The following is a 12,530-nucleotide window of genomic DNA, read 5'->3' on the forward strand; positions in this document are numbered from 1 at the left end:
TGCTCGGGAGAGGCTGGCCCCCTCGGGTTGGTAACCCGAACGGCTGGGATTAGTCGGTGAGTGCCCGGTTCCATGATGCCGAAAACCCCGACAGCCTGGGCAGCTTGCGTTGAAAAGCGGGGCGGGCCCAGGCCCCTCGTGGGCACGGTCAATGCACTGTCATGGTGCGGGTAGGTGGGTCAAAAGTCTGAGACCCCTCGACCCCTGACCGTTCTCCCAGGCTTATTTTTTCGTCCCCAATTCGGAAATCTGGTTTCGTAACGAAATGGCCCCCCGCCTTTGCCTCGTTTGCGCAGTCCCTCTGGCCGATCAGACCCGGAGCGACAGGCCTTTGGGCGGAAGGAAAAGCCTCTACTGCGGGTCGGCCTGTCGGCAGCGCGCATATCGATACCGTGCCGATCCAAAACTCGCCGAGATCCTGGCTGATCTGAAGTCGGGCCGGCTGCAACACATTCGGAAAGACTGACATGGCCAATCGCTCCCTCGGCACGCTCACGCTCGACCTGATCGCGAAGATCGGCGGCTTCACGGATGGCATGGACAAGGCCGGCCGCTCGGCGCAGAAAAACGCGAAGGTTTCGACCGACGCATGGAAGGATGCGGGCGACCAGATCAAATCGCTCGCCGCCACGGGCGCGGCAGGCTTTGCGGCACTCAGCGCCGCGGCTACAGCCGTATTCGTGGCGGTGCGTGAGCAGGTCGATGCGCTCGACGCCTTCAACGACATCAAAGACGCCACGGGCGCCAGCATCGAAAGCATCAGCGCGCTTGATCGCGCCGCGCGCGAGACGGGCGCCAACATGGAGACCGTCGAGTCGATCCTGGTCAAGTTCAATGCCACGCTGAAGGATGCCAAGCCTGGCGAGGATTCGGACCGCTTGTTCAAGGCGCTGAACCTGAACATCTCCGAGCTCAAGAATTTGGACCCCGCCGAGGCGCTGCGCCGCACAGCCGTGGCCTTTTCGAAGTTCGAGTCGGACGGCGCGAAGGCGAGGGCGATGCAGGAACTGTTCGGCAAGAGCGTGAAGGAGGCTGCGCCGTTCCTCAACGATCTCGCCGAAAAGACCGAGTTGGTGGGCACGACGAGCGCGCAAACCGCGACGCAAGCTGAGATCTTCAACAAGCAGCTGTTCGCCTTCAAGGCCAACGCCACCGACGCGGCCCGGGCCATCGTGAGTGACCTGCTGCCGGCGATGAACACCTTCCTGCAAAACTACAAGGAGATCAAGGCACAAGGAAATCTCGGCCTGTTGGTCAAGGACGCAGCCAAGGACGTGTTCGGGTTCGGCCAGTTGTCGAGTGATGCCTCTGCCGACATCAAAAGTCTGATGCGCACGCGCGACCGTTTGCAGAAGGACCTCGAGTTTTCGACGCGCAAAGGGTTCGGGACGCGTGGCCTCGAAAGCGACCTGGCCGAAAACGCGCGACTGCTGGAGCTTTCGCGAGCACGCCAACGCAACATGGTTGCAACGATGTATGCCGGGCAAGAATTCGGCGATGCCATTTCGCGTCGATTCGATCCTCGGCAGTACCTGAAGGACACCTCAGGCGGAAAGAAGGGCCCCAAGGACAACAGCGCCGAGCAGGAGGCCAAGGCCCAGCTCGCTTTCGACCTGGACGCAATCAAGAACGCGCAGGAAGCGTTTGCGAATGCCTACGGCAACAATGAGAAGCTGCTCGAGGCCATGCGCTCGGCGGGCCTCACCGAGGAGGCCGACTACTACAAGCAGAAGAAGGCGCTGCTCGACGAGAACACGGCAGCGCAGGTCAAGGCCCAGGAACAGACCATCGCCAGGTTGCAGCAGGAGAAGCTGACCGGCAAGGATGAAATCGACAACCAGAAGAAGATCGCCGACGCACAGGCCCAACTGAACAAGGTCCGGGCCGACGCGGCCACGCAAGCGAAGATTCTGGGCATCGAGGAGGAGGCCTCCTTCAACAAGATCAAGAGCGCTCTGCTCTCGGCCCGGCAGGCCGCTCAAGACTATTTCGACACCACGGCGAGGGGGTATCAACGCGATCTCGACGGCATCGGTCAGGGCAACAAGTACCGCGAGTTGCAGTCGGCGATTTCGCAGATCGAGGACCGCTACCAACAGGCGCGCCAGGATCTGCAGAATCAACGCTCGCAGGCCGAGCTGGCTGGCACGTTCGGCCCTCAGGCGGCGAAACAGTTCGAGGAGCAGCTCGCGATCATCAACGAGTTCCAATCGAAATCGGTCGACTCGTACAAGGACTACTACGCCAAGCTGAACGATGCGCAGAAGGACTGGCTCAACGGTGCGCGCGAGGCGCTGTCCAACTATGCCGACGAGGCCGACAACGCCGCCAAGCACACGGAGGAAGCGTTCTCGAATGCGTTCAAGGGTCTGGAGGATCAGCTGACGAACCTCTTCACGGGAAAGAAGTTCGACAGCAAAGCGCTCCTAGAGTCGATCGCGTCCGAGGGCGTGCGCAACGCGGTAAAGGAGGGCATCACCGGCCCGCTGGCCAGGTGGGGGAAGGAGCTGCTCGGCGAGTCGTCGGGCGGCTTCGCTGCGCTGCTGGGGCTCGGCAAGGGCGGCGGCGCGGGATCAATGGCCGCGCTCACCGCAACCACCACGGGTGCGACCTCGGCGCTGGCCGAGCTGACGGCCGCGGCAAGCGCCGCGGCGGTGGCCCTGGGCGGAAAGTCCGGCGGGTCTGGCTTCGGCTCCATCATGGGGCTCTTCGGCGGCAGCTCGGGGGGGCTCGGATCCGCTGGGCGACTTCATCAAGCTGAACGGTTTCGCGTCCGGCGGCTTCACGGGCTACGGCAGTCCGAGTGATCCGGCTGGCATCGTGCACAAGGGCGAGTACGTTCTGAACGCCAAGCAGACCGCGGCGATCGGTGTGGGCAACCTTCAGCGCGGCAACCTCGGCAGCAGCATGACGCTCAACCTCACGCAGAACTTCCCGCCGGGCACCAACAGGCAGACTGCGGATCAAGCCGCGATGATGGCTGGTCGCGCTGTCGACCGGGCCCGAATCCGCAACGGGTGAGAAGTCGCGCGGGCGCGCTACTGCTTCATGGGCGGCTTGCCTGCGGCCTGCAATTTGGCATTGAACGCTGCGCGGCGAGCCGCATCCTTCGCGGGCTGGACGTAGTAGAAGTCGAACAGTCCCTCAAGCACTTCAAGGTTCCATTCAGCTTCTTCCGCCTCGACCGGCAAGATTGCGCCGGTGTTCGTGTCCTTCAGGGGATGGGCCGCGAAATTTCCGACGTTCCGAATCGAATCCACGTTGTCGGCGAGCCATGAAGGCAACTGCTTCGAAGCCAAAAGCGCGTCGATCGCCGGAGCGAGGTTGTGCTGTGCAAAACCTTGGTATCGCAACAGTGCTTGAAGGCATCGGCGACTCAGTGCCGCCGACGCTTTCGGACTCGCTGCTAGCACCGCACCAGCCTCGTTGTAGTCCTCAGCCAAATCTGCAGGCACCTCAGGAGCGGCTGAGGCTCTCTCGGCAGCGATGGGGTAGACAAACCAATTCTTGTTTCCTGACGCACGCCCGTTCTGGTGGGCAAGCCGGATGATTGCCTTTGAGCAAGCTGGGCACACCATTTTCTGAACGTGCCACATCGCTTCAATCCCGTCGATCCTTCCCAGCGGCATTCGATCATTCAGCACTTGCACGCTGTAATCGGCATGAATCTCCACTCGGCAGTGCGGACACTTCATTGATGGGCTCTTTGATGGGTAAGAAAGAAAAACGGGGCGCGAGGCCCCGTATTCATTGACTACCTGGCGGAGCAGGCGGGATTCGAACCCGCGGAGGGCTATTAACCCTCACACGCTTTCCAGGCGTGCGACTTAAACCGCTCATCCACCGCTCCGAAGCCCACGATTGTAGCAGTCGCCGGGGCCGTTTCCGGAAGCCTCAGGCCGTGGGACCCGAGGATTTGCCGGCCTGCACCATGCGCATGGCCGAGGCGATCAGCGCGGCGGTCTCGGTCATGTTGCTCGGCACGATCAGCGTGGTCTTGGAATCGGCCGCGACCTTGCCGTAGGCATCGACCGCGCGTTCGGCCACCTTGAGCTGCACCGCCTGCTCGCCGCCCGGCTGCTGGATCGCGGCTGCCACGCGCTCGATGGCGTCGGCCGTCGCGGTGGCCACCGCGGTGATCGCGGCCGCCTCGCCCTGGGCGTTGTTGATCTGGGCCTGCTTCTCGCCCTCGGAGCGCGCGATGAAGGCCTCGCGCTCGCCGGTGGCGATGTTGATCTGCTCCTGGCGCCGGCCCTCGGAGGCCGCGATCAGCGCGCGCTTCTCGCGTTCGGCCGTGATCTGGCGCTGCATCGCCTGCAGGATTTCCTTCGGCGGCGTCAGGTCCTTGATCTCGTAGCGCAGCACCTTCACGCCCCAGTTGAGCGCCGCCTCGTCGATGGCCGCGACCACCTGGGCATTGATGACGTCGCGCTCCTCGAAGGTCTTGTCGAGCTCCAGCTTGCCGATCACGCTACGCAGCGAGGTCTGGGCGAGCTGGGTCACGGCCACGATGTAGTTCGAGGAGCCGTAGCTGGCGCGCATCGGGTCGGTGACCTGGAAGTAGAGGATGCCGTCGACCTGCAGCTGCGTGTTGTCGCGCGTGATGCAGATCTGGCTCGGCACGTCGAGCGGGATTTCCTTCAGGCTGTGCTTGTAGGCCACCCGGTCGATGAACGGGATCAGGAAGTTGGGGCCGGGCGTCATGGTGCCGTGGTACTTGCCCAGGCGCTCGCGCACCCAGGCGTTCTGCTGCGGCACGAACTTCACCGACTGGCTGATGAAGATGATCGCGATGACCAGGATGATGATGGGGACCGAATATTCCATGGCTCTGTACCTTTCCTCTTTCGTTCTCGGGTTCTAGCTAGACCTTGTCGACCACCAGCCGGCTGCCGACGACCTCGACCACGCGGTGTTCGCCAGTGGAGGGCGCGTGGCCCGCGCGCTGCACGACGGTCCACTGGGCGCCGCGGTAGCGCACGGTGGCGGTTCCGTCGGGGTTCCATGCCTCGACCTGCACGCTCTCGCCGATGTCGAGATTGAGGTCGCGGTTGGCTTCGGTGGGTGGGGGCGGCGGGCGCTTGCGCTGGATCGAGTACCAGGTCAGCACCGCCACCACGCCGACGACGGCGGCCACGAGCAGTTGCGTGACGGTGCCGAAGCCCAGGTGGGCGGAGATCGCCGCGGCGGCGAACCCGCCGGCCAGCAGCAGCAGGTAGACCGTGCCGGACAGGAGCTCGACCACGATTGCCGTGCCAGCGATCAACCACCAGATCGTGGAATTCGCCATGACATCTCCTCTGTAGTTGTTTCAGGCGACGCCATTCTGAGGCATGCGCTCCGGGCGGCCCGGACTCGCCTGCACTTTGTGGGGGCTCCCGGCGCGGCGGCGAAAAGCGTGTCGCACCGGCATTCGGCGGACATTCGACGCGTCGGCGAATTCTTCATCTGAATTCCGTACACTTCGCGCCTCATTGCCTGTCCCGGAGCTCCGCCCCATGAAATTCCGCTTTCCCATCGTCATCATCGACGAGGACTTCCGCTCCGAGAACACCTCGGGCCTCGGTATCCGCGCGCTCGCGCAGGCCATCGAGACGGAGGGCTTCGAGGTGCTGGGCGTCACGAGCTACGGCGACCTGAGCCAGTTCGCTCAGCAGCAAAGCCGTGCCAGCGCCTTCATCCTGTCGATCGACGACGAGGAATTCACGGTCGGCCCCGACCTGGATCCGGCGGTGCTGAACCTGCGCAATTTCATCGGCGAAGTGCGGCGCAAGAACGCCGACGTGCCGATCTACATCTACGGCGAGACCAAGACCTCGCGCCACATCCCGAACGACATCCTGCGCGAGCTGCACGGCTTCATCCACATGTTCGAGGACACCCCCGAATTCGTGGCGCGCCACATCATCCGCGAGGCCAAGAGCTACCTCGAGGGCGTGCAGCCGCCGTTCTTCAAGGCGCTGATCGACTACGCGGAAGACGGTTCGTACTCGTGGCACTGCCCGGGCCATTCGGGCGGCGTCGCCTTTCTCAAGAGCCCGGTGGGCCAGATGTTCCACCAGTTCTTCGGCGAGAACATGCTGCGCGCCGACGTCTGCAACGCGGTGGAGGAACTGGGCCAGTTGCTCGACCACACCGGCCCGGTGGCGGCCAGCGAGCGCAACGCGGCGCGCATCTTCAATGCCGACCACTGCTTCTTCGTGACCAACGGCACCAGCACCAGCAACAAGATGGTGTGGCACCACACGGTGGCGCCCGACGACGTGGTGGTGGTGGACCGCAACTGCCACAAGTCGATCCTGCACGCGATCATCATGACGGGCGCGATTCCCGTGTTCATGAAGCCCACGCGCAACCACTTCGGCATCATCGGTCCGATCCCCAAGAGCGAGTTCGAGCCCGAGGCCATCAAGGCCAAGATCAAGGCCAACCCGCTGCTGGCCGACGTCGATGCCAACAAGGTCAAGCCGCGCGTGATGACGCTCACGCAGTCGACCTACGACGGCGTGATCTACAACACCGAGACCATCAAGAACACGCTCGACGGCTACGTCGACACGCTGCACTTCGACGAGGCCTGGTTGCCGCACGCGGCCTTCCACCCGTTCTACGGCTCCTACCACGCGATGGGCAAGCGCCGCGTGCGGCCGAAGGAATCGCTGGTGTTCGCGACCCAGTCCACGCACAAGCTGCTGGCCGGCATCAGCCAGGCCAGCCACGTGCTGGTGCAGGACTCGCAGAACCGCCAGCTCGACCGCGACCTGTTCAACGAGGCCTACCTGATGCACTCGTCGACCAGCCCGCAGTACGCGATCATCGCGAGCTGCGACGTGGCCGCCGCGATGATGGAGCCGCCCGGCGGCACCGCGCTGGTGGAGGAGAGCATCCTCGAGGCGCTCGACTTCCGCCGCGCCATGCGCAAGGTCGAGGAGGAGTTCGGCAAGGATGAGTGGTGGTTCAAGGTCTGGGGCCCCGAGAAACTCGTGGACGAGGGCATCGGCGTCCCGGACGACTGGATCATGCACGGCGAGAAGAACGGCAAGAGCCGCTCGAAGAAGTCGCCGCGCAACTGGCACGGCTTCGGCGAACTGGTCGACGGCTTCAACATGCTCGACCCGATCAAGTCGACCATCGTGACGCCGGGCCTGGACCTCGAGGGCAACTTCGCCGAGACCGGCATCCCCGCCAGCGTGGTGACCAAGTTCCTGGCCGAGCATGGCGTGATCGTCGAGAAGACCGGCCTCTACAGCTTCTTCATCATGTTCACCATCGGCATCACCAAGGGCCGCTGGAACACGCTGCTGACGGCGCTGCAGCAGTTCAAGGACGACTACGCGCGCAACCAGCCGATGTGGCGGATCATGCCGGAGTTCTGCCAGCAGCACACCGGTTACGAGCGCCTCGGCCTGCGCGACCTGTGCCAGCACATCCACCAGCTCTACGCGCGCTACGACGTGGCCCGCCTGACGACCGAGATGTACCTGAGCGACCTCACGCCGGCGATGAAGCCCAGCGACGCCTTCGCCCACATCGCGCACCGCAAGACCGAGCGCGTGGAGATCGACGAGCTCGAGGGCCGCATCACCACGAGCCTGATCACGCCGTACCCGCCGGGCATTCCGCTCTTGATTCCGGGCGAGGTCTTCAACAAGAAGATCGTCGACTACCTGAAGTTCTCGCGCGAGTTCAACACGCAGTGCCCGGGCTTCGAGACCGACATCCACGGCCTGGTGGCGCGCATCGACGAGACGGGCAAGAAGCGCTACTACGCGGACTGCGTGCGGAAGATCGCCTGAGCGCCGGGGCCCAAAGCGGGCAGGGCGGGCAGGGAGGGCAGGGTGCGAGGGGCGGCTCAGCCGTCCTCGCGCACGCGCATGAAGCGTGCGAAGCGCGGCAGCCCGCCGGCCGTGAGCCCGTTGTAGCGGTAGGTGACCCAGGTGCCGATCGCGGGCGGCTGCTCGCGCTCGGCATCGCTCAGGCCGGTGCCCAGCTTGAAGCGCTGGCCGCCGGGCATCTCGACCAGCAGCGCGCCGAGCCGATGGGCATGCCTGCCCTTGCCGGGCACGTGGCCGACCACGCGGGCTTCCGCGTCTTCATGGGTCTTGACCTTGAGCAGGTCGTTGTTGCGCTCGGCACGGTAGAGCGAGGCACCGCGGTGCAGCATCAGGCCTTCGCCGCCCATCTTCACGGTCTTGTCGAGCAGCGCCTGCAGCGCCTCGGCCGTGGTCGCGCGCTCCTGCGGCACCGCCACCACCCAGGGCGCGTCGGTGATCGGCAGCAACTTGCGCAGCACGCCGAGGCGGGCCGTGAAGTCGCCGCCCTGGGCCGGCAGGTCGAACACCATGAATTTCATCTCGTGCCAGGCGACGTCGTTGGGCGTCTGGCTGCGCACCGTCGACACCGCATGCGCGAAGCGCCCGCGGCCGGCCCAGAGCTCGCCGTCGAGCGGCTGCCTGGGCAATGCGGCGGTGAACCAGGCCGGCGCCAGGATGCGCTCGCCGCCGCGCGTGAAGAGCTGCCGGCCGTCCCAGTACGCGCGCACGCCGTCGTACTTCTCGCTGACCCAGTAGTCGGCCAGCGACATGCCCGGCTTGTAGACCTCGGCCAGCATCAGCGCGGGCGCGCCGGCGTGCGCCGGCAAGGTCAGCGCAAAGCCCAGGGTGGCGAGCAGCAGGGAGCGTCGATGGAGCACGGGTGCTATGAAATGAGTAGCTGGAAACGACCGATGGATGCCCATTTGTGGCCGAAGTTCCTTCGCGAGACAAGCGCCGCGCGACCGGCGTGCATCGCCGTCCGACGGGCGCGAGAGCGCGCCCGGGAGCCGTGGTGCCGCTTACTCGGCCATGCCGCCGACGACGTTGCTGAAGCCGCCGTCGACGTAGGTGATCTCGGCCGTCACGCCGCTGGCGAGGTCGCTCAGCAGGAAGGCCGCCACGTTGCCGACTTCCTCGATCGTCACGTTGCGGCGGATCGGCGAGGCCTCGGCGACGGCGCCGAGCATCTTGCCGAAGCCCTTGATGCCGCTGGCCGCGAGGGTCTTGATCGGACCGGCGCTGATGCCGTTGACGCGCACGCCCTTCGGGCCCAGCGAGGCCGCCGTGTAGCGCACCGAGGCCTCGAGCGAAGCCTTGGCCAGGCCCATGGTGTTGTAGTTGGGCAGCGCGCGCTCGGCGCCCAGGTAGGTCAGCGTGAGCAGGGCCGACTTGTCATTGAGGTAGGGCTGCGCCGCCTTCGCCATGGCCGGGAAGCTGTAGGCGCTGATGTCGTGCGCGATGCGGAAGCCTTCGCGCGACAGGCCCTCGAGGAAGTCGCCCGCGATCGCCTCGCGCGGCGCGAAGCCGATGCTGTGCACGAAGCCGTCGAAGGTCGGCCAGACCTGCGACAGGTCGGCGAACAGCTTCTCGATCTGGGCATCGTCGCCGACGTCGCAGTCGAAGATCAGCTTCGAGCCGAAGTCGGCCGCGAACTCGGTGATGCGGTCCTTGAAGCGCTCGCCGACGTAGCTGAAGGCGAGCTCGGCACCCTGTTCATGGCAGGCCTTGGCGATGCCGTAGGCGATGGAGCGGTTGCTCAGCACGCCGGTGATCAGGAGTTTTTTGCCGGAAAGAAAGCCCATGGAGTTGCCTCGTGAAAATCTCGGGGCAGAATTCTCGCATGCGAGGTTGGCTGCTCTGGTTCGGTTTGGCGCTCTCGGCGGCCCCTTCGTGGGCCGCCCATGCGTACGCGCAATTCGGCGACGTCAAGTACGCGCCGGGCTTCACGCACTTCGGCTACGTGAATCCGAACGCCCCCAAGGGCGGTGAATTCAGGCTGGTGCCGCCGACCCGGCCCACCAATTTCGACAAGTTCAATCCGTTCACGCTCAAGGGCACCGGGCCCTCGGGCCTCGGCCAGCTGATGTTCGAGAGCCTGATGACCGGCAACTCGGAGGAGCCGACCACCGCCTACGGCCTGCTGGCCGAAGACATCGACGTGGCGCCCGACGGCCTCTCGGTCACCTTCAGGCTCAACCCCAAGGCCCGCTTCAACGACGGCTCGCCGGTGCTGGCGGCCGACGTGGTCTATTCGTTCCAGACCCTGATCGGCCCGCTCGCGGCCCCGCAGTACAAGACCATCTATGCCGAGGTCAAGAAGGCGAGCGCGCTCGGCGAGCGCACGGTGCGCTTCGACTTCGCGAGCCCGAACCGCGAGCTGCCGCTGGTGGTCGGCGGCATGGCGGTGTTCAGCCGCAAATGGGGTGGCGGCAAGCCCTTCGACCAGATCGTGACCGAGGTGCCGATCGCCTCCGGTCCCTACAGGCCCGCGAGCGACCGCCTGGGCCGCGACATCACCTACGTGCGCCGCGCCGACTACTGGGGCGTCGACCTGCCGGTGCGCAAGGGGATGTTCAACTTCGATCGCGTCGCCTACAAGGGCTACCTCGACGAGACCGCGCGCTTCGAGGGCCTGAAGGCCGGCGAGTTCGACTTCATGCGCGAGTTCGTCTCGCGCAACTGGGCGCGCCAGTACAAGGGCAAGCAGTTCGACAACGGCGAGATCGCCAAACGCGCCTTCGAGAACCACAACCCCGGCGACTTCCAGGGTTACATCTTCAACACGCGCCGCGACAAGTTCAAGGACGTGCGCGTGCGCCAGGCCGTCGCCCTCGCGATGGACTTCGAGTGGCTCAACCGCCAGCTCTTCTACGGCATCTACACGCGCGTGCAGGGCTACTTCCCGAACAGCGACTTCCATGCCGACGGCCTGCCCGGGCCGGACGAGCTGGCGCTGATGGAGCCGCTGCGCGCCAAGCTCAAGCCCGAGGTGTTCGGTCCCGCGCCGGTGCCGGCGAGCACCGATCCGCCCGGCAGCCTGCGCGAGAACCTGCGCAAGGCGAGGGCGCTGCTGGCCGAGGCCGGCTGGACCTACCGCGACGGCGCGCTGCGCAACGCGAAGAACGAGGCCTTCACCATCGAGTTCCTCAACGACCAGCCCTCGCTGATCCGCGTGGCGACGCCGCTGCAGACCGCGCTCAAGAAGCTGGGCATCGAGATGAGCTTTCGCACCGTCGACTTCTCGCTCTCGCAGCAGCGCATGCAGAACTACGACTTCGACATGACCTCGATGCGGCTGCCGGGCAACACCGCGCCGGGCGGCGAGCTGTTCGAGTTGTTCGGCTCGAAGTCGGCCGAGACGCCAGGCTCCTCCAACTACTGGGGCATCGCCGATCCGGCGGTCGACGCCATCGTCGGCAAGGTGGTGACGGCCACCACGCGCCCCGAGCTCACCACCGCCTTGCGCGTGCTCGACCGCGTGCTCTCGGCCGGCTACTACTCGATCCCGATGTACTACGGCAGCGCCTTCCTGGTCGGCTACCGGCCGGCCGGCGTGGTGCTGCCGCCGACGATTCCGCCGTACTACGATGTCGGCGATTGGGCCCTCGCGACATGGTGGGCCTCGCCGGCCAACAAGTAGCGCCCGCCGCACGAGAAGAGATCCGGAGCACGACAACCGCATGGCCAGCTACATCCTCAAGCGACTGCTGCTGATGATTCCCACGCTCCTGGGCGTGCTGATCATCACCTTCGGCGTGATCCAGTTCGTGCCGGGCGGTCCGGTCGAGCAGATGGTGGCGCAGTTGCAGGGGCGCGATTCGGGCGGCGAGCGGGCCGCGAGCAGCGGCGCCGGCTACCGCGGCCGCCAGGGCCTCGATCCGCAGCGCATCGAGGAGATCAAGAAGCTCTACGGCTTCGACAAGCCGGCCCACGAACGCCTGTGGACCATGCTCAAGTCCTTTGCGCGCTTCGACCTCGGCACCAGCTTCTACCAGCGCAAGGACGTGTGGGAACTGGTCAAGGAGAAGATGCCGGTCTCGATCAGCCTGGGCCTGTGGACCTTCTTCATCAGCTACCTGATCGCGGTGCCGCTGGGCGTGGCCAAGGCGGTGCGCGCGGGCTCGCGCTTCGACTTCTTCACCACGCTGATCGTGCTGGTGGGCTATGCCATCCCGGGCTTCGTACTCGGCGTGGCGCTGCTGGTGATCTTCGGCGGCCAGCTGCAGTGGTTCCCGCTGCGCGGCCTCACCTCGCCGAACTGGGAAAGCCTGAGCTGGGGGGCGCGCATCGTCGACTACCTCTGGCACATCGCGCTGCCGGTCACGGCCATGGTGATCGGCAGCTTCGCCGTGACGGCGATGCTGACCAAGAACTCCTTCCTCGAGGAGATCCGCAAGCAGTACGTGCTGACCGCGCGCGCCAAGGGCCTCGCCGAGCGGCAGGTGCTCTGGAAGCACGTGTTCCGCAACGCGCTGATCCCGATCATCACGGGCTTTCCGGCCGCCTTCATCGGCGCCTTCTTCACTGGCTCGCTGCTGATCGAGACCCTGTTCACGCTCGACGGCCTGGGCCTGCTGAGCTACGAGAGCGTGATCCGGCGCGACTACCCGGTGGTGCTGGGCACGCTCTACCTGTTCACGCTGATCGGGCTGGTGACCAAGCTGATTTCCGATCTCTGCTACGTCTGGGTCGATCCGAGGGTGAAGTTTGACTGAA

Annotated in this window: 10 protein-coding genes and 1 tRNA gene; 5 read left to right on the top strand and 6 right to left on the bottom strand. The window is 65.4% G+C overall.

Annotated features, from left to right (window positions below; genetic code table 11):
• Nucleotides 1-467: 467 nt before the first annotated feature.
• A complete protein-coding gene (locus AC07RM_RS07840) occupies nucleotides 468-2,807 on the top strand; it encodes a phage tail tape measure C-terminal domain-containing protein (protein WP_495334098.1) in 2,340 nt (779 codons plus the stop codon).
• Nucleotides 2,808-2,820: 13 nt separating this feature from the next.
• Nucleotides 2,821-3,021 (top strand): hypothetical protein, encoded by a 201-nt coding sequence (locus AC07RM_RS07845; protein WP_495334099.1) that lies wholly within the window; start codon nucleotides 2,821-2,823, stop codon nucleotides 3,019-3,021.
• Nucleotides 3,022-3,038: 17 nt separating this feature from the next.
• Here AC07RM_RS07845 and AC07RM_RS07850 read toward each other — a convergent pair whose 3' ends face one another.
• From AC07RM_RS07850 to AC07RM_RS07865, 4 genes are all read right to left on the bottom strand, one after another.
• Nucleotides 3,039-3,695: a DUF4145 domain-containing protein gene (locus AC07RM_RS07850; protein ID WP_495334100.1), complete on the bottom strand. Its 657-nt coding sequence runs from the start codon at nucleotides 3,693-3,695 to the stop codon at nucleotides 3,039-3,041.
• Nucleotides 3,696-3,759: 64 nt separating this feature from the next.
• A tRNA-Ser gene (locus AC07RM_RS07855) sits at nucleotides 3,760-3,850 on the bottom strand.
• Between the two features lie 44 nt (nucleotides 3,851-3,894).
• Nucleotides 3,895-4,827 (bottom strand): SPFH domain-containing protein, encoded by a 933-nt coding sequence (locus AC07RM_RS07860; RefSeq protein ID WP_093341743.1) that lies wholly within the window; start codon nucleotides 4,825-4,827, stop codon nucleotides 3,895-3,897.
• A gap of 37 nt (nucleotides 4,828-4,864) precedes the next feature.
• Nucleotides 4,865-5,290: an NfeD family protein gene (locus AC07RM_RS07865; protein ID WP_093341745.1), complete on the bottom strand. Its 426-nt coding sequence runs from the start codon at nucleotides 5,288-5,290 to the stop codon at nucleotides 4,865-4,867.
• A 208-nt stretch (nucleotides 5,291-5,498) separates the two neighbouring features.
• Here AC07RM_RS07865 and AC07RM_RS07870 point away from each other — a divergent pair, with 208 nt between their 5' ends.
• Nucleotides 5,499-7,796 (top strand): Orn/Lys/Arg family decarboxylase, encoded by a 2,298-nt coding sequence (locus AC07RM_RS07870; RefSeq protein ID WP_490876121.1) that lies wholly within the window; start codon nucleotides 5,499-5,501, stop codon nucleotides 7,794-7,796.
• A gap of 56 nt (nucleotides 7,797-7,852) precedes the next feature.
• On the opposite strand, the gene AC07RM_RS07875 is transcribed toward AC07RM_RS07870, so the two are convergent.
• Nucleotides 7,853-8,692, bottom strand: a complete 840-nt coding sequence (locus AC07RM_RS07875; protein WP_495334101.1) for a DNA ligase — start codon at nucleotides 8,690-8,692, stop codon at nucleotides 7,853-7,855.
• A gap of 141 nt (nucleotides 8,693-8,833) precedes the next feature.
• Nucleotides 8,834-9,616: an enoyl-ACP reductase FabI gene (gene fabI / locus AC07RM_RS07880; RefSeq protein WP_208508713.1), complete on the bottom strand. Its 783-nt coding sequence runs from the start codon at nucleotides 9,614-9,616 to the stop codon at nucleotides 8,834-8,836.
• Between the two features lie 38 nt (nucleotides 9,617-9,654).
• Between fabI and AC07RM_RS07885 the strand changes: the two genes are divergently transcribed.
• Nucleotides 9,655-11,454, top strand: a complete 1,800-nt coding sequence (locus AC07RM_RS07885) for an extracellular solute-binding protein (RefSeq protein WP_495334102.1) — start codon at nucleotides 9,655-9,657, stop codon at nucleotides 11,452-11,454.
• 40 nt (nucleotides 11,455-11,494) lie between these two features.
• Nucleotides 11,495-12,529: a microcin C ABC transporter permease YejB gene (locus AC07RM_RS07890; protein ID WP_093341754.1), complete on the top strand. Its 1,035-nt coding sequence runs from the start codon at nucleotides 11,495-11,497 to the stop codon at nucleotides 12,527-12,529.
• Nucleotide 12,530 lies beyond the last annotated feature (1 nt).

The sequence above is a fragment of the Variovorax sp. GW821-FHT09B05 genome (genome assembly GCF_059418265.1).

What these genes read in the sequence shown, in the direction of transcription:
- AC07RM_RS07890 (WP_093341754.1), top strand. Translation starts at nt 11,495, where the DNA reads ATGGCCAGCTACATCCTCAAGCGACTGCTGCTGATGATTCCCACGCTC.
- AC07RM_RS07885 (WP_495334102.1), top strand. Translation starts at nt 9,655, where the DNA reads ATGCGAGGTTGGCTGCTCTGGTTCGGTTTGGCGCTCTCGGCGGCCCCT.
- AC07RM_RS07870 (WP_490876121.1), top strand. Translation starts at nt 5,499, where the DNA reads ATGAAATTCCGCTTTCCCATCGTCATCATCGACGAGGACTTCCGCTCC.
- AC07RM_RS07840 (WP_495334098.1), top strand. Translation starts at nt 468, where the DNA reads ATGGCCAATCGCTCCCTCGGCACGCTCACGCTCGACCTGATCGCGAAG.
- AC07RM_RS07865 (WP_093341745.1), bottom strand. Translation starts at nt 5,290, where the DNA reads ATGGCGAATTCCACGATCTGGTGGTTGATCGCTGGCACGGCAATCGTG.
- AC07RM_RS07850 (WP_495334100.1), bottom strand. Translation starts at nt 3,695, where the DNA reads ATGAAGTGTCCGCACTGCCGAGTGGAGATTCATGCCGATTACAGCGTG.
- fabI (WP_208508713.1), bottom strand. Translation starts at nt 9,616, where the DNA reads ATGGGCTTTCTTTCCGGCAAAAAACTCCTGATCACCGGCGTGCTGAGC.
- AC07RM_RS07860 (WP_093341743.1), bottom strand. Translation starts at nt 4,827, where the DNA reads ATGGAATATTCGGTCCCCATCATCATCCTGGTCATCGCGATCATCTTC.